Below are 16,368 nucleotides of genomic sequence, written 5' to 3'. Positions count from 1 at the left end.
AGATGTGTATAAGAGACAGCACTCCGTCCTCAGCAGCGGCCAGAGCGGGGTGTGCTGCTGAAGGAAGGTCACGGCCTGCTCGTCGTCGGAGGTGATCACGGCGCAGTAGAATTCCAGGTGCTGGGGGGTGAGCTTTTGCGCCATCAGGCAGAAGTCGTTGTAGAAGACGTTGTCCGCATGCCGCAGCCACAGGATCACCCGCAGGTCATTGCCTGGCACGGTTCCCGTGGCCTCGTCCACCTGATGGAAGAGGTAAACGCCGATGGGCACCCGCCGCCGGGCGCAAAAGACGCGGATGGCCTGCCGCAGCTTCAGCGGCACCTTGTTCTCCGGCACCGGGACCAGGCTCACGCGTTCCTTCTCCCCGTTCTGGTCCGGGAACGGGCGGTCCCCGGTGAACTCCCCCGCCACCAGTTGGGCCACGGCCTGCGGCTGCAGGCGGATGGTGCCCCCGCCGGCGGCCATGATGCGCACCGTGGTCTGGCCGTTGTTGAGGAAGCCCATGAGCACGTCGGCGGGCAGTTCGCAGATCATGGGTTTGGGGCTGCCGCTCTTCTTGACGTTGCGCATTTCGTATTCGGCGGCCGCCCGGCTGGTGAAGACGGGGGCGAAGGCCCCATCCGCGTCGCCATAGGTGCACCAGACGAAACCCTGGTCCGTGGTGGTGTGCTCCCCGACCAGTTCCGGGTGGTAGGGCACGTAGATGCACACTTCGGACTTCATCAGCAGGCGGAACATCCGTCCCTGGAGGGAGGGGTCCTGTGCAGCCTGCTGGATGAGGCGTTCCAGTTCGTTTTGCGGCCCTGGTTCGGGGCGCCAGTCTTCGTCGGGTGAGTGGCTCATGGGAATGACGAATGACGAATGACGAATGCGGGTGGTCACGGGGCCCCCGTCACCTGCACGCGCATGAAGCGGGCGGGGGCGTTGCCGATGGGGCTGTTGTCGCGCACCTTCAGCGTGGTGGCGTCGTTGAGGAGGATGGTCGTGGTGGTGGCGCTGAAGGACTCCGGCTGTCCGGGTGTCAGCGTGCCCGCGCTCTGCACCTCATAGGTCACGCCGGGTTGCTTGGTCAGCGTCATCGTCAGATAGCCGTCCTCCTGGCTGAGCGGCGTCAGGTCCCTCGCGTTGGGCACCGTCGGATTCAGGCCAAAGGCCAGTTCCAGCAGGTTGACGAGGCCGTCGTGGTCGTCGTCATCCAGCGGACCGTGCGATGCAGCCGCGCCGGGCCAGTAGAGTTCTTCCCACGAGTTGAGCAGACCATCGCTGTCGGGGTCAGGACCGAAGGTAAGTGTCTGCTCAACCAAGCTCGAACTGCCGTTGAAGTAAGCACTTGTGATCCGGCCACGGGCTCGAATAGTCCCGCTAGTTGACAGCGACAGGCCGGTCATTTGCCAATTTGCGGTCGAGCCCAAGCGGGTAGCACTTCCAAGCTGGGTCCAAGTGTTGCCGCCATCGAGACTGCTTTCGATTGTGGCTTGAGAGATTTCGGGGGCGCTACCACCGCGAGTCCAAAGCACTTGCTCGGTGTTGACCGCCGAGAGGCTTTGGGTAGCGGGGTCGTTGAGGAGTCTGGCAAAAAGATTACGCGCCGTGGCAATCAGTGCTCCGTTGGGTTGGATGGTCGTGAAGTTACCCCCGAGGAAAATCCTCCCGTCTGCCTGCACTGCCACACCATAGACGGCGCTGTTCGCGTTCGGATCAAAGCCTGCGTCCAGTGTGCCTGCGGCATTCACTCGTGCGATATACTTGCGGGACACAGCGCTTGGCGCTCCGTTGGGCTGTAGAGTGGTGAAAAGTCCGCTAAGTAGGACTTTTCCGTCCGCCTGAACCGCAATACTTAAGACGTTGCTTCCCGCCGCAGGATCAAAGCCCGAGTCCAACGTCCCGTCTTTATTCAGCCTAGCGATGCGCTGTCGCGTCGTCGGGCTAGCCGCCCCATTGGGCTGAAGGTTGGTGAACTGGCCACCGATTAGGATCTTTCCATCCGCCTGCACTGCTGCGCAGTAAACGTTGTGGTTAGGATTGGGATCGAAGCCTGTGTCGAGGGTGCCGTCAGCATTCACTCGCGCGACTCGCAGGCGTGTCGTCGGGCTCGTTGCGCCGTTGGGTTGGAGACTTGTGAAGAGTCCAGCTAGCAGAATCTTCCCATCTTCCTGCAAGGCGAGACAGAAGACGGTATTGTTCGCTGTGGGATCAAAGTTAGGGTCGAGCGCGCCTCCAGTGTTCACTCGAGCGATACGTTGGCGTGTAGTCGCGAGTGCTGCTCCGTTGGGCTGGAGGGTGGTGAATTGACCGCCAAGCACGATTTTCCCATCTGTCTGCACCATCACGCTTCGGACATCAGAATCCGCGTTGGGATCGAAGCTGGCGTCTAGTGTTCCGTCGGCATTGATTCGCGCGATTCGATTGCGCGTTGTTGGACTGGGTGCCCCGTTGGACTGGAGAGTTGTGAACTGACCTCCGAGCAAGATCTTTCCGTCGGCTTGCATTGCAACGCTATAGACGCTGCCGTTTGGGTTGGGGTTGAAACCCATGTCCACCGTGCCATTCACGTTTAGTCGCGTTTAGTCGTGCGATATTGTTGCGAACAAATCCGAACACTGACGTAAAGGCCCCCGCAATAATCGTCTTCCCATCGGGTTGGACGGCGGTGGCGAAAACGGTGCTGCCTACGACATAGGCGTTGAGAGTATCGACATCACCCGGGGCAGCGGGGGCGGTGGCTGCGCCTACCAACAGGGCGAAGATAACTGAAATGAGAGCAACAGGGACGGGCCGCGCCTTAAGTTGAGCGTTCATGAATTGATTGATACGACGATGGAATTCCTGATTGTAGCGGCAAGCTTTAGGAACTGGCAAGGGTGACGAATTATTATGCGGTCGCTGGTTGTGGCTGTGCCGACGGCCATGAGGCAGTGGGGGTGGGATTACAGAGTGTCGAGAAGGTGCGGTGGGTTTGACAGGTAATCCGCGCTGGCAAAGTACCCCCGAAGGGAGCCACCTAGAAGGCCCCCCTCGCGGCGAGCGACCCAACGGTGCGTTTCAGGCTTGCAGCGTCGAGGGGGCGTCGCGAGAGGACTCCCGGACTACGGTGCTTCGCTTCTCGGCGGGACTTTTAGCTCATCGTGGGTGTTGATGCGCACAAAGGCGCCAGGTCAGATTACGTGGGTGCAATGGCACAGAGCTGCCTCAGTCCATGGAGAAGCTGGAGAGGCCCGCGGGCGGTTTTCAGCAAGCCGGGAGCGCGGTGACGCGTACTTGCTTGCCATGTCCGATCTCTCCGCGCTCTCACGTCGTGAACTGCTGACCCGCATGGGGGGCGGTTTGGGCGCTGTGGGGCTGGCTTCGGCGATGCAGGCGGCCCCACGGTCGCATTTCATGCCGAAGGCGAAGCGGGTGATCCATCTGTTCATGAACGGCGGGCCGTTCGGGCCGGATTTTTTCGATCCGAAGCCGGGGCTGACGAAGTTTGCGGGCCAGAAGCCGGAGGGGGCCGATCTGCGCACGGAACGGCCGACGGGCGGCCTGCTGGCGGCGCCGTATGCGTATTCAAAGCACGGACAGAGCGGGCTGGAGATCAGCGAGCTGCTGCCGAATCTGGCGCGGCATGCGGATGATCTGTGCGTGCTGCGTTCCTGCCACACGGACAATCCGAATCACGGTCCGGCGCTGCTGCTGATGAACAACGGCACGATGACGGAGCGCGTGCCGAGCATGGGCTCGTGGCTGAGCTACGGCCTGGGCAACGAGAATGCGAACCTGCCGTCCTTTGTGGTGCTGTGCCCGGGGAAGCCGGTGCGGTTCTCAATCCTGTGGAGCAGTGCGTTCCTGCCGGCGCAACACCAGGGGGTGTACATCAATCATTCCAATCTGGACCCGAAGCAGATGATCCCGTGGCTGACGAACAGCCGCATCGGCCCGGCGGACCAGCGGAGGCAGCTTGATTTGATGCAGGCGCTGAATGCGGAGCATCTGGCGGCCCGAGGAGGCGCGGATGTGGCGCTGAACGGCCGCATCCAGGCGATGGAGACTGCTTTCCGCATGCAGAGCGCGGCCACGGATGCCTTTGACGTGAATCTGGAGCCCGAAAAGGTGCGGGAGATGTATGGGAAGAGCCATTTCTCCAACGGCTGCCTGATGGCACGGCGCCTCGTGGAGCGGGGAGTGCGGTTTGTGCAGGTCTATTATGGCAACGGCCAGCCCTGGGACTCACACTCGAAGCATGATGAGACGACCCGCAGGCTGGCGGCGGACATCGACCGGCCGATCGCGGCGCTGATCGGCGATCTGAAGCAACGTGGCATGCTGGAGGACACGCTGATCGTGTGGGGCGGCGAATTCGGCCGCACGCCGGTGAGCGAGAACGGCAACGGCCGCGATCACAACCCGCACGGCTTCTGCATGTTCTTCGCCGGTGGCGGGGCTCAAGGCGGCACGGCCTATGGGCAAAGCGATGAGTTCGGCTTCAAGGCGGCGGTGGACAAGATGCACATCCACGACATCCACGCCACGATCCTGCATCTGCTGGGCATGGATCACGAAAGGCTGACGTATCGCTATGCGGGACGTGATTACCGGCTGACCGATGTGCACGGGCGGGTGCCGAAGGCCATCGTGGGCTGACCTGCGCGATCAGGCGCGGGTCTTGTCCGTGCGGAAGCGGTCCCAGAAGGATTTCTTGTTCGGGATCGCGCGGCGGATCTCCACCGTGGGCTTTTTGGAGGCGGCTGGAGCGGGAGCGGAGGTCTTGGGCTTGTCGGCCTCTTTGGCAGGCGGGGCCGGGGTTTCAGGCGGCGTGTTGGTCGCCGGGCCGTAGATTTCGCGCGTTTTCTGATGCAGCATTTCGGCTTCGGCCGCACGCTGCATGGAATCCCGGATGCTGGAGGGCACGGAGCCTTCATTCAGCGGGGGGAGCAGCGGATTGGGTCCTTCCGCCCAGTTGCCGAGCGTGGGGAGCAAGGAGGCCATCTCGCTTTGATTGCTGACCTTGTGCAGGCCGATCACGCGCAACGAGCTGCCGAACATGTAGAAGATGGTGCTGTCGTCGAGGCCCTCGACCATGCTGCCGCCGCGCTGGAGGATGGGGCTGCCGCGCAGGATGACTTCATCCTCGGTGATGAAGGCCTCCTGGCAGAGGGCCTTGGCGGGCTCGCCGAAATCCATCTCGATGAACACCTTGCCCCGGGCGCGGGCCTTGCGGGGCTTGCCGTCGGCGGAGTACTTGAACACCTCAATGGAATCGGCCGCGATCTTCAGGTAGGGCGGGAATTCGAGCTGCTGGGTGGAGATGCTCCTGGCCTCCATGAAGCTCATGCTGAGCAGGAAACTGGTATCGACCGGGGACTTGACGAGGGTGGCGTCCTTGCGGTCGGAAGTGGAGGCCTGGGAGACCTTCTGTTTCAGGCTGGTGGCGCAACTGGTGCAGAGCACCAGCGTCGCAAGCGCGGCGGTGGCAAGGCCCGTGGGGAAGCGTGTGTAGGGGCTCATCAGCAGTGCTTAGATACGCCAAAAGTGATTTTGCTCACGCGGAATTTTTCCGCACCAGGGATCAATCGTCGCCAGCGGCCGGTTTGCGCCTCTCGTAAGTGGCAAAAACCATCGCCAGCGGGTTCTCGGCGTCGGGCGGGAAAGCGGTCTTCGACACGACCCGCCATTCGTCCGGCGAGACCTCAGGGAAGGGGACCCCTCGGCCGAGACGGACCTCCACTTCCGTCAAAACCAGGCGGTCTGCCACGGGCATGGCCGCATCGAAGGGACCGCTGCCGCCGAGCACGAAGAGCTCCTGCGCTCCGCCCCGTGCGGCCTGCGCCAGTGCTTCCTCAATGCGGGTGACGGTGTGGCCGATGGGGGCTTTGAAAGCCGGGTCACGCGTCATGACCAGCACCTGCCTGTCGCCGAACCAGCCGGTCATTTCCTCATAGGTGCGACGGCCGACAAGCACCCACTGCCCCTGGGTGAGGCTGCGGAAGTGCGCCTTGTCCCGCGGCAGGTCCCAGGGCACGCCTTGACCCGTGGAAATGAAGCCGTCCGCGGACACGATGGCCACGAGCGTGAGGATGGGGCGTGCGCTCACTAGTAAATGGCGGACTCACCTTCGTGGAGAAGGCGCACCCGGTGCTCGATGTGGCGGTCGATCGCCGCTTTCGCCAGACGTTCGGCCGGCTCTTCGATTGGTTCGCCGCCGAGGGGGAAGGTGTCGTGATGCATCGGCACCAGGGAGTGGGCGCCCAGCATCTCATAGGCGTCGAGTGCTTCTTCCGGGTTCATGTGGACCGGGCGGCCGCTTGGCGCGTCGTAGGCGCCGATGGGCATCAAAGCCAGGTCAATGCTCGCGCGTTTGCCGATCTCCTGGAAGCCGTCGAACATGGCACTGTCGCCGCAGTGGAAGAGGCAGCGGTCACGCGATTTGACCAGGAAGCCGCCGAAGCCGCGATGGGTGTCGTGGATCATGCGCGCGCCCCAATGGCGTGCGGGGGTCAGGGTGATGCGCAGATCACGGAAGGTGGCGCTCTGCCAGGTCTTGAGTTCCACGATGCGGCCAAATCCGCAGTTCTTCACCAGGCTGCCCACGCCTTCCGGCACGATGATCGGCTGGGCGGCGGCCAGGCGGCGCAGGCTGGGCAGGTGCAGGTGGTCGTAGTGCGCATGGCTGACGAGAACGAGGTCGATGTGCGGCAGATTGCCGGCCCACACGCCCGGGTGGCGCACGCGTTTCACCGGGCCGTGCCAGAGCGCCCAGTTCGGATCGATCACGATGTTCACGCCGTCGATCTGGGCGAAGAAGCCGGCGTGGCCGAGCCACGTCACGGCGATCTCGTCCGAAGTCGCCACCGGGAGAGTGCCAAAGTCATGGCTGGGCTTGCGCGGGGCGAGCAGGGTGGGGATCAGCACCTCGTTGAGGAACTGCATGTTGCGCTTCCGCCAGCCCTCGGTGGGCAGCAGGCCGATGCGGTTGCCCTGAGTGTCCGCCCTCCCCAAAAACATGCGCTTCTTAGGCGGGCTGATAAGACCAGCCCCGCCGGCTGAGGAAGCGGGATCGAAGAGCATGAGCGCGAACCTGAATCGGATGAATTTTAGTGACCAAGTCACTCAAACTCAAGGAGTAAGTTCAGTTCGCCGCGCCCGGTTTTGCCTGATTCTCAGCCTCGTTTTGCCTTCACCTTGCCTAAAGCGGTCACCCACTTGCCCTTGGTGATGACTTTTTCGACCTGAAACCCGGCTTTCCTTCCGGCTGCCAGGCAGTCCTGTGCCTGTGTGCGCAGGATGCCGGAAAGCATCAGGACACCGCCCGGGGCGACGGCTTTCAGTAGCTGCGGAAACGCCGCCTCCAGCACGTCGTGGAAGATGTTTGCCGCCACGATGTCCCAGGTCTGCTCTGGCTCCCACTGAAGAATGTCGATCTTCGAAAACCGCACCTTGGGCGTTTCATTGCGGGCCGCGTTCTCTTTCGAGATGCGGACCGAGGCGGGATCGTAATCGCAGCCCCACACACGGCTGGCACCGAGTTTCGCGGCGGCGATCGCCAGGATGCCACTGCCGCAGCCGAGATCGGCCATGCTCCATTTCTTTCCAGCGGCGTGGAGCGGCTCTGCCAGATCGACGAGCAGCCGCAGGACGGTCGCCGTGGTCGCGTGATGGCCGGTGCCGAAGGCCATGTCGGCAGGAACGGCGATGACTTCGCGTTTGGGGAAAGCTCTGCGCGCCTTCGCGAGTTCGGCATCGGTCCTGGCATCGCAGACGACGAAGGTGTCGCGCACTTTCACTGGCGGCGGCTTCTGGGAGGACATCGCCGCCCAGTTCTGCTGTTTCAGTTCACGAATGCGTCCGCCGAACTCGTCCTGGATCGCCTTCGCCCGCTTGTGGGTCGTGCAATAGGCTTCCACGCGGATGGTTTTGCGGCCGGGAATGCTGGTGATGACGAGTGTGGCATCGCGAAGGCTGCCGAGACACTCCTCCCAGGCGTCCGCCCACTGTGATGCGGAGAGTTTGGACCAGACGTACATGCTGAAATCGGAAGGGAAATCTCCCTTTGGGAGATTGGAGCGGGTGACGCGATTCGAACGCGCGACATCTTCCTTGGCAAGGAAGTGCTCTACCACTGAGCTACACCCGCAAAACGTTGGGCCGCGATAGTGGCGCAGTCTCAGGCCTGCGCAAGCGCAAAGTTCAGTCTCTTGAGAAACTCTTTGTCTCCGCCATCATGACGGCGTGAAACTTCCTGAACGCATCTGGATCAACGGCCACATCATCGCCACCGCCGAAGCCCGCATCTCCCCCTTTGATCATGGCTTCATCGTCGGTGATGGCGTGTTTGAGACGCTTGTGGCACGCAACGGCAGGCCTTTCACGCCGACGCGGCATTGGCAGCGGCTGGTGAAATCGTGCGAGGCACTCGCCATCACGCCGCCGGCGTTTGAAGCCTGCACACAGGCCATCAGCGAAGTGATGCAGGCCAACCATCTGGCTGATGCCCGTGTGCGCATCACCGTGACCAGTGGTGACGGGCCGCTGGGGTCGGATCGTGGTGATTCAGCGCCCACGATGACCGTCGTCGTCACACCACTCAAACCGTGGCCGCCCACGGAAACGGCCGTCGTTGTTCCCTGGACCCGCAATGAGCGTGGCGCTCTCGCTGGCGTCAAATCGATCTCCTATGCCGAGAACGTGCGTGCGCTGGCTCATGCGCACGCACAAGGGGCTGGGGAGGCGCTGCTGGCGAACACGCGTGGCGAATTGTGTGAAGGCACCGGCACGAACATCTTTGTGGTCGTGAACGGCCGTGTGCAGACGCCGCCGCTGTCTTCCGGCTGCCTCGCGGGTGTGACGCGCGGGCTTGTGATCGAAGCCTGCCAGTCCGCCGGCATTCCGATCGAGGAAGTGGCGCTGCCCATTTCCGTGCTGCAGACCTGCGATGAGGCGTTTCTGTCCTCCAGCACGCGTGATGTGCATCCGCTCGCCCGGATTGATCAACGCGAGCTGCCTGGGATCTCTGGAGTGATCACTCAGCGTGTGGCGCAGGCGTTTCGCGACCATGTGGCGGGCCGGGATGATCCTTGAGGACTCGCTCCGGCTTTTCCATCCAGCGGGCGAGGCGGACCAGCACGCCGATGATCCCAACGACGCCAACGGCGGCGATGATCATGGATGGAAGGAACTCGATCACGGCTCTCATGAGGCGGTGTAAACCTCGCCCAGCTCCCGCAGCAGCGCTTCGAGCCTGGTGTAGTAAACGTCGTCCTCCAGCTTCGAGCGCTGTTCTTTGAGCGCCTTTAAATCGCGTTCCAGGGCGTCGCGTCTCGCGCGTTGTGCTTCGGTGAGCTGGCGTTCTTCCTCACTGAGCACCAGAACGAGTTGAGCAGCACGCTCGCCGTCGAGTTTCGCGTCAGCGGGTGGCGATTCGAGAAGTTCACGGCGGGTTCCGGCACCGTCGCCGTTGTCCTCGATCAGCGCGTGTTCGGTAGCCAGACGGCCCTCGTTCTCATAAAAAGACGCGACGGCCTTGCTGGCGTGGCGGAAGGCCTCCAGCAGCGAAACTTGCTTGTCCTGGTCGAGATCCGCCTCCGGCAATCCGCCGATGGCCTCGGCGAAGTGCTCGCCAAATCGTGCATAGAACACTTCATCCGCGCTTTTCGTGGCGGTGATGATCACCCGGCCTTTTCCTGCCAGCGGCCGGATGAAACCGCCGCTCGCCGACGCGGTATCGATGAGAACGACTTCCTGTTTCAGCGGGGCCAGCCATCCGGCGAGCTGCTTCGCATCGAAATCGGGTCCTTCCGCGTTAAACTTCGCCTCACGGCCATCAAACGTGCCGTGGCCGATCAACACGAGCCAGAGCGAATGATCCGGCTTCGTGCGTTTCAGGCGTTCCTCAAGCTCGGCAGCCGTTTTTTCACCGCGATAAACTTCCGGAGTGACGCCTGCCTTCGCACAGGCCGCCGTCCACGCGTTCTCCTGCGTCTTGAACTTCTTGCCGTATTCTTCCGTGCCCTCCGCTCCGACGACAATGACGATGTCGAGCTCCCGGGCGTGGCCGACGGTTGAGGTGCAAAGCAGCGTCGCGAAGAGGCACCCCCTCACCCAACCTCTCCCCGAAGAGACCTTGGCAGGTGAGGTGCGCTTGGGGCCGGGTGAGGAGTGACACGTGCGACTATTCGGAAAACGAATCTCCTCTCCCCGTCGAGAACATGCATCAGCAGCCTGATTGGCTTGGGGGAGAGGTCGGGTGAGGGGACGGATGGAAGTTTTCGTCGTCATGCGAGTCCTCCTTTCCGCCGCAATGCCCATTCACCGAGCAGGAGCAGCAGGATGGCCGCGAAGATCCAGGGCGTGTGCCACAGCGGCGTGGCGAGAGTCACTTCCACGGGCACACGGATGTTCTTCAGCATCTCCGGCAGGTCACCGATGTTTGCGAGCGCGATCATCTTGCCGCCGGTTTCGTCCGCGATGCGTTTCATCAAGTCGCGATTCGGCTCCAGGCGGGCGAATTCCATCGCCAGGGGATCATGCGTCCAGCCGACGGTCTTGGAGCTAAGCGGTGTGCGTTTCTCCGCATCCTCCACCGTTGCGACGGCCCGATAATTCCCTGGCTTGCTGGCAAAGAACTCCGTTTCAAACAATCCCGGCTCCTTCAGGCTTGGTTCGGCGAAGAGTTGTGCCTTCGTGCCGTCAGGAAGCGACACCTCGATCTTCACGATGGCGTCGCTGTTGGGCTTGAAGGCACGGTCACGCACACGCACGGCCAGTTTGATCCGTTCGTGGTCCGCGGCGTCGGTTTCGGTGCTGAAATTCACCACGTCTGCCACATCGACGACGAGCCAGCGCATGAGCTGGCGCCAGAGGCGGTCCATGTCTTTGTGTGAATCCTCATCATGCAGGCCCCAGCGCCAGAGATCGCCGATCAGCACGCTGCCCACGCGGCCTTCGCCGAATCGCTGCATCACCAAGGCGGGATACGAGTTCTGCGCGTCGGACACCGTCGCCAGGATGCTGGCACCAGGTTTGATGGAGAAGGCCGGGTTCACCGAGTAGAACGACGCCATGGTGGCGAGGCGCTTCTCATCCTCCTCACGGCCGGTGCGCAGCCGCATCCAGGATTCCAGCCAGCCTTCACGGGTGAGATTGAAGCGTGCATCAAGGACCGGCGACGCGCTGCCGGCCTGGTCGAGATAAACCGGCAGCATGCGGCCCACGGGCGTGTTGTCGTAGCCGCCGGAGCGGAAACTCTCCTGGCCGCCGAGCATCAGCAGCGCTCCGCCACGTTCACTGACAAAGCGTTCGATCAGGTTCATCTGCTCCCGTGTGAAGAAGGCGGCCTCGATGTCATCGAGGATGATGGCTCGAAACTCGGCGAAGAAGTCCTCCGCAGCCTTCGGAAAGCCGTCGCTGAGTTCTTTGGCATCTTTTGTTCCAAGTCGGATGATCACCGGCTGGTCGTAGCGCTGCGCTTCTTCGCCATCCTTGGCACCAAAGCCGCGAAACAGCGGATTCACGCTCTCACCGGCACGTCCGCGCCACTCGAACTTCGGTTCCCGTTTCGCGATGCGCACCAAAGCGGGCATCTGGATGTCATCGTCACCCGCAATGGCCCGGCGCAGGAACTTGTACTCCCAATTCGGCCGCCCGGTGACGTAGAGCACGCGATAGGGACCCGCTCCGCGATCCGCGACGAGCAGGCGTGTGTTGTTGGCGAGCGTGGCCTCTTTTTGGCCCTCGCTCTGATGTGCGAGCTGAAAGAAGGACACGCCCGGCTTCGCCACTGGCACGCGCAGGCGGACGGTCTGCGGGGTCTTCGAGTTCAGCGTCACTTTTTCGCTGGCCACGACCTTTTTGTCCTCGCCGAGCACCTGGACGGTTGCTTTGCCATTGCCGGTGACGCGGGCCGTGACGGTCACGGGAGCGTCTTCAAACGGACTCGTGGCGACGGTGGCTTCTTCGATGCTGAAATCGTTCTCCGGAGCCTTCTCGCCTGCCAGCACGGTGAAGACGGGCGCTCCCTTCGCTTCAGCCTTCCAGGCGGCAAAGTCGGTGGCGTTGCCATCGCTCACCACGACGACGGCCGCGAGATTCGAGCCGCCGGAGCGCAGAGTCATGAGCGTGCGGCAGAAATCCGATCGTGTGCCGTTGAACTCGAGGCTGCGGAAGTGCGGCACGCTCCGGGTTTGCGAGCCGCCGGTCATGAGGCGCAGCCGGAAGTCATCGCCCAGGGCTTTGATCCACGCGGCATCGTCAGTTCCAGCCGTGAGTGCCGCTTGAACCAGCGATGCCAATGTCAGGCCATCCACTTTTTCCGCCACATCCAGGGAGGCGCTGGTGTCCACGAGCACGATGATCTCGTTCTCGCCCTTTTTGGGCTGGGTGCGGGTCCAAAGCGGATCCAGCAGGCACAAGGCGAGCAGCGCGAGCGCCCCCAGCTTGCAAAACAACGCCGCGACACGTCGCCAGCCACGAAGCGGTGATCTCACATAGCCCGCCACCAGCAAACCAAGCACCAGCACGACAACGGCGGCGGCCAGCCAGGTGAGATTGAGGTTCTGCCAGACGATCCGGGGCATGCGTGCCGCAGATAACGTGGCAAAACTGAAATTGCTACACGCCATGTGACTTTGGCAATGGGAACGCGGAAGCGCTTGTCGGATCGCACATTCTCGATTTCATCCGCCCGTTCCTCGATTTGCCAAAGCCATGCCCCTTTCCGATCCATACGCTTTCCAGCTCGCCGGTTTCAGCGAGGGTGATGTCGATGAAATCCTGGCCGATCTCGACTACCTGCACCGCAACTGCCCGTGGACGCACCGGCGGGACCAGATCGAGCGCATGATCGTGGAGTCGCCGGTGATCCTGTTGGACTTTTTGCGCAGCGTGAAGCCTGAGGTGGTGCGCAATGCGATGATCCCCCGGCGGGTGAAGGATGTGGTGCTGCGGCCCAAGGCGGCTGTTTGAGTTCTTGCGCCAGCGCTGACTTCCGCCACATTCGGCCTCCCCCAAGCCCGGCCGTTGTGTGCCGGACGGCGTATCTCCTTTCTCATGTTCAACTGGATCATCAAAAAAATCATCGGCACCAAGAACCAGCGCACCGTGCGCAAGCTTCAGCCCGTGGTGGCCGAGATCAATCGCATCGAAGCCGGGCTTCAGAACGAGCCGGAGGAGGCGCTGCGTGCGCGGGTGCAGAAGTGGCAGGCGCAGTTCCGCGCGTTTCACACGCCACCGTTTCTCGGCGGGGTCGGGCTGCGCATCGCGGACGAAACTGCGGTGAATGCCTGCCTGGAGGCTGTGGAGGCGTATTTCGCGGCCCTGAAGCCGCATTTCCCGACCTTGGAGACGGATTATCTGAAGCAGAGCGACTGGGCCGGCGTGGGCATCGACGAGAAAAAGGCACGCATCGACCGTGCCCGCGAGGCCTGGAACGCGATCCAGCCCGACTTTGGCCCCATCGAGCAGAAGATGCTCAATGACATCCTGCCGGAAGTGTATGCGGTGGTGAAGAACGCCGCGCGTCGTCTGTGCGGGCGTGAGATCATCGTTTGCGACCAGCCGCTGAACTGGAACATGGTGCATTTCGACGTGCAGCTCATCGGCGGCATCGCCCTGCATCGGGGCATGATCGCCGAAATGGCCACGGGTGAAGGGAAGACGCTGGTGGGAACGCTGCCGGTGTTCCTGAACGCCCTCACGGGCCGCGGCGTGCACGTCATCACCGTGAACGATTACCTCGCGCGTCGTGACAGCGAGTGGATGGGCACGCTTTACAAGTTCCTCGGCCTCACGGTGGGGGTCATCCAGAACGACCAGCCCAGCCACATCCGCGCCGAGCAATACCGCTGCGACATCACCTACGGCACGAACAGCGAGTTCGGCTTCGATTACCTGCGCGACAACGGCATGGCCTCCAGCAAGGAGCAGCAGGTGCAGCGCGGGCATTACTTCGCCATCGTGGACGAAGTGGACTCAGTGCTCATCGACGAGGCGCGCACGCCTTTGATCATCAGCGGCCCCGTGATGGCGGCCGAGAGCACGCATCAATACGAGCGCTACAAGCCGCTGGTGGAGCAGCTCGTGCGCCGCCAGAACACGCTGTGCAATCGTTTCGTCACCGAGGCGAAGGAACTGGCCGAGAAGGGCGACATGGACGCCGCCGGGAAGAAATTGTTCCAGGTGCACATGGGCCAGCCGAAGAATCGCGCCCTGATGCGCTGCATGGAGGAGCCGGAGCTGCGCCGGGCCATGGAAAAGGCCGAGCTGAGCCTCTACGCCGACACGCAGAAGGTCGAGTTCTTCAAGCTGAAGGAGGAGATGTACTACTTCATCGAGGAGAAGAGCCACGACGCCGATCTGACCGAAATGGGGCGGAATTTCCTCAGTCCCGACGAACCGGACGCCTTCGTGCTCCCGGACATCGCCACCGTTTACTCCGAGATCGATGGCGACACCTCGCTGTCCGAAGATGCCCGCCAGCGGAAGAAAAACGAGATGCAGGACCGCCTGTCCCATCAAGGGCAGCGCATCCACCAGATCAGCCAGCTTCTGCGTGCCTACTGCCTCTATGAGAAGGACGTCGAATACGTCGTCGAGGAGAACAAGGTCATCATCGTCGATGAGCAGACAGGCCGTAAGATGGCCGGCCGCCGTTGGAGCGACGGTTTGCACCAGGCCGTCGAGGCCAAGGAAGGCGTGCAGATCGACGCGGAGACGCAGACGCTCGCCACGATCACGATTCAGAACTACTTCCGCCTGTATCAGAAGCTGGGCGGCATGACCGGCACGGCCGAGACCGATGCCGCCGAGTTCCACGACATCTACAACCTGGATGTGCTGACGATCCCGACCAACCGGCCGGTGAAGCGCAAGGACCAGAACGACAGCATCTACAAGACGCGGCGTGAGAAGTTCAGCGCGGTGATCGAGCTGATCCGCGAATTGAACGCCAAGGGCCAGCCGATCCTGGTGGGCACGGCCAGCGTGGAGGCCTCGGAGACCCTGAGCCGCATGCTCAAGCTGCAGAAGATCACCCACAACGTTCTCAACGCGAAGTACCATCGCCAGGAGGCCGAGATCGTGGCCCGCGCCGGTCATCGCAGTGCCGTGACGATTTCCACGAACATGGCTGGTCGTGGGACGGACATCAAACTGGGCGAAGGCGTGGCCGATCTCGGCGGTTTGTTCGTGCTGGGCACCGAACGACACGAGTCACGTCGTGTGGACCGCCAGCTCCGCGGACGTTCGGCCCGTCAGGGCGATCCGGGCGCGAGCAAGTTCTTCCTCAGCTTTGAAGACGACCTCATGCGCAACTTCGGCGCCGCCGAGCGCATGACGAAGATGATGGAGCGCTTCGGCATGAAGGAAGGGGAGGAACTGCAGCATCCCTGGCTCAACCGCAGCGTGGAAACCGCGCAGAAACGCGTGGAGCAGCGCAATTACGTCTGGCGCAAACGCGTGCTGGAATACGACGACGTGATGAACCAGCAGCGCGAGGTCGTGTATGAGTGGCGCAATGATGTGCTGACCAGCAACGACACGCGCATTCTCATCAATGAGGCCGTGGAGAAGGGCATCACCGAGCGCCTGGGAGCCTATGTGCCGAAGGAAAAGAGCGACGAGGAGCCGGATTATGAAAATCTGCTCCAGTGGGTGAACACCACGTTCCCGATCGGCCTGCGTGAGTTCGACGAGGAGTTCAAGGCGATGAGCTTTGAAGAGAAGTCCGCGTTCCTGAAGGACAAGATTCTCGCCGCTTACGAGGTGAAGGTGGGGAACGCCAATCCGACCGCGCTCCAGGAGATCGAGAAGATGATCCTGCTCAACGCGATCGACCGCCTGTGGCAGGAGCACTTGTATGCGCTGGATGCGTTGAAGGAAGGCGTCAGCCTGCGCACCTATGGCCAGAAAGACCCGCTGATCGAGTTCAAGCAGGAGGCGTTCGCGATCTTTGCGGAACTGATGAACAACATCAATGGCGAGGTCCTCGGGAACCTGTTCCGCAGCACCCAGCAGCTCGCCGCGTTCGAGGCCTTCCTGGCGCAACTCGCCGCCCAGCAGGGGGGTGCTCCAGCTCCGCAGCAGCAGGGCAGAGACGAGGCTGAGGATGAAGCCGAGGAGGAGGCTGATCCTGGCAAGACTGGTCCGCGCCTCATTCTTCCCAGCTCAGTCAGCAAGCCCAAGCCCCGGCCTGCCAACGTCGGCCGCAACGACCCCTGCCCCTGCGGCAGCGGGAAGAAGTACAAGCAGTGCTGCGGCCGCGTGGCGTGAGTTTGCCGCCCATTCGCCGGCGCATCTGGTGGCTCATGTCATTAAGGTTGAAGGGTGAAGCCGCTTGAGCTTGATGCGGGCGTCCTGGGTGGTGAACTGCCAGTCGGTGCCGCAGTGGGCTGCATT

General features: G+C 62.5%; 14 protein-coding genes and 1 tRNA gene. 5 read left to right on the top strand and 10 right to left on the bottom strand.

All coding sequences use genetic code 11. The annotated features are described in order from the left end of the window. From IAE77_RS04005 to IAE77_RS03995, 3 genes are all read right to left on the bottom strand, one after another. Window positions 1-843, bottom strand: an 843-nt coding sequence (locus tag IAE77_RS04005) for an SseB family protein (protein ID WP_294222187.1), incomplete at its 3' end; no start/stop codon positions are given. 35 nt (window positions 844-878) lie between these two features. After that, window positions 879-2,534, bottom strand: a complete 1,656-nt coding sequence (locus IAE77_RS04000; RefSeq protein WP_294222184.1) for a delta-60 repeat domain-containing protein — start codon at window positions 2,532-2,534, stop codon at window positions 879-881. Beyond that, a complete protein-coding gene (locus IAE77_RS03995) occupies window positions 2,497-2,859 on the bottom strand; it encodes a delta-60 repeat domain-containing protein (RefSeq protein WP_294222181.1) in 363 nt (120 codons plus the stop codon). Before IAE77_RS03995 ends, IAE77_RS04000 begins: the two co-directional genes overlap by 38 nt. 408 nt (window positions 2,860-3,267) lie before the next feature. Between IAE77_RS03995 and IAE77_RS03990 the strand changes: the two genes are divergently transcribed. Further along, window positions 3,268-4,623, top strand: a complete 1,356-nt coding sequence (locus tag IAE77_RS03990) for a DUF1501 domain-containing protein (protein WP_294222177.1) — start codon at window positions 3,268-3,270, stop codon at window positions 4,621-4,623. 9 nt (window positions 4,624-4,632) lie between these two features. Here IAE77_RS03990 and IAE77_RS03985 read toward each other — a convergent pair whose 3' ends face one another. The 5 genes from IAE77_RS03985 to IAE77_RS03965 form a co-directional block, all read right to left on the bottom strand. After that, window positions 4,633-5,487, bottom strand: a complete 855-nt coding sequence (locus IAE77_RS03985; protein ID WP_294222174.1) for a hypothetical protein — start codon at window positions 5,485-5,487, stop codon at window positions 4,633-4,635. 61 nt (window positions 5,488-5,548) lie between these two features. Next, window positions 5,549-6,046: a dihydrofolate reductase gene (locus tag IAE77_RS03980; RefSeq protein ID WP_294222170.1), complete on the bottom strand. Its 498-nt coding sequence runs from the start codon at window positions 6,044-6,046 to the stop codon at window positions 5,549-5,551. Between the two features lie 26 nt (window positions 6,047-6,072). After that, window positions 6,073-7,047: an MBL fold metallo-hydrolase gene (locus IAE77_RS03975; protein WP_294222167.1), complete on the bottom strand. Its 975-nt coding sequence runs from the start codon at window positions 7,045-7,047 to the stop codon at window positions 6,073-6,075. A 92-nt stretch (window positions 7,048-7,139) separates the two neighbouring features. Beyond that, window positions 7,140-8,003 (bottom strand): 50S ribosomal protein L11 methyltransferase, encoded by an 864-nt coding sequence (locus IAE77_RS03970; protein ID WP_294222164.1) that lies wholly within the window; start codon window positions 8,001-8,003, stop codon window positions 7,140-7,142. 35 nt (window positions 8,004-8,038) lie between these two features. Continuing rightward, a tRNA-Gly gene (locus IAE77_RS03965) sits at window positions 8,039-8,113 on the bottom strand. Window positions 8,114-8,208: 95 nt separating this feature from the next. Here IAE77_RS03965 and IAE77_RS03960 point away from each other — a divergent pair. Next, a complete protein-coding gene (locus IAE77_RS03960) occupies window positions 8,209-9,057 on the top strand; it encodes an aminotransferase class IV (RefSeq protein ID WP_294222161.1) in 849 nt (282 codons plus the stop codon). Then, a complete protein-coding gene (locus IAE77_RS03955; protein WP_294222159.1) occupies window positions 9,047-9,184 on the top strand; it encodes a hypothetical protein in 138 nt (45 codons plus the stop codon). Before IAE77_RS03960 ends, IAE77_RS03955 begins: the two co-directional genes overlap by 11 nt. On the opposite strand, the gene IAE77_RS03950 is transcribed toward IAE77_RS03955, so the two are convergent. Together IAE77_RS03950 and IAE77_RS03945 are read right to left on the bottom strand one after the other, a co-directional pair. Further along, a complete protein-coding gene (locus tag IAE77_RS03950; protein WP_294222157.1) occupies window positions 9,169-10,077 on the bottom strand; it encodes a hypothetical protein in 909 nt (302 codons plus the stop codon). The genes IAE77_RS03955 and IAE77_RS03950 overlap by 16 nt on opposite strands. 173 nt (window positions 10,078-10,250) lie before the next feature. Then, the gene (locus tag IAE77_RS03945) at window positions 10,251-12,551 is read right to left on the bottom strand and encodes a hypothetical protein (RefSeq protein WP_294222155.1); all 2,301 of its coding nucleotides are present in this window, start codon (window positions 12,549-12,551) and stop codon (window positions 10,251-10,253) included. A 130-nt stretch (window positions 12,552-12,681) separates the two neighbouring features. Here IAE77_RS03945 and IAE77_RS03940 point away from each other — a divergent pair, with 130 nt between their 5' ends. Both IAE77_RS03940 and secA read left to right on the top strand, forming a co-directional pair. After that, complete coding sequence (locus tag IAE77_RS03940; RefSeq protein WP_294222152.1) at window positions 12,682-12,939, top strand: hypothetical protein; 258 nt, start codon at window positions 12,682-12,684, stop codon at window positions 12,937-12,939. Between the two features lie 84 nt (window positions 12,940-13,023). Continuing rightward, window positions 13,024-16,242: a preprotein translocase subunit SecA gene (secA, locus tag IAE77_RS03935; RefSeq protein WP_294222150.1), complete on the top strand. Its 3,219-nt coding sequence runs from the start codon at window positions 13,024-13,026 to the stop codon at window positions 16,240-16,242. Window positions 16,243-16,368: the final 126 nt, after the last annotated feature.

The sequence above is a fragment of the Prosthecobacter sp. genome (assembly GCF_014879935.1).
Classification (GTDB): Bacteria; Verrucomicrobiota; Verrucomicrobiia; order Verrucomicrobiales; family Verrucomicrobiaceae; genus Prosthecobacter.
The sequence above is the reverse complement of the archived record's forward strand: the minus strand, read 5'-3'. Positions and strand labels throughout refer to the sequence as shown.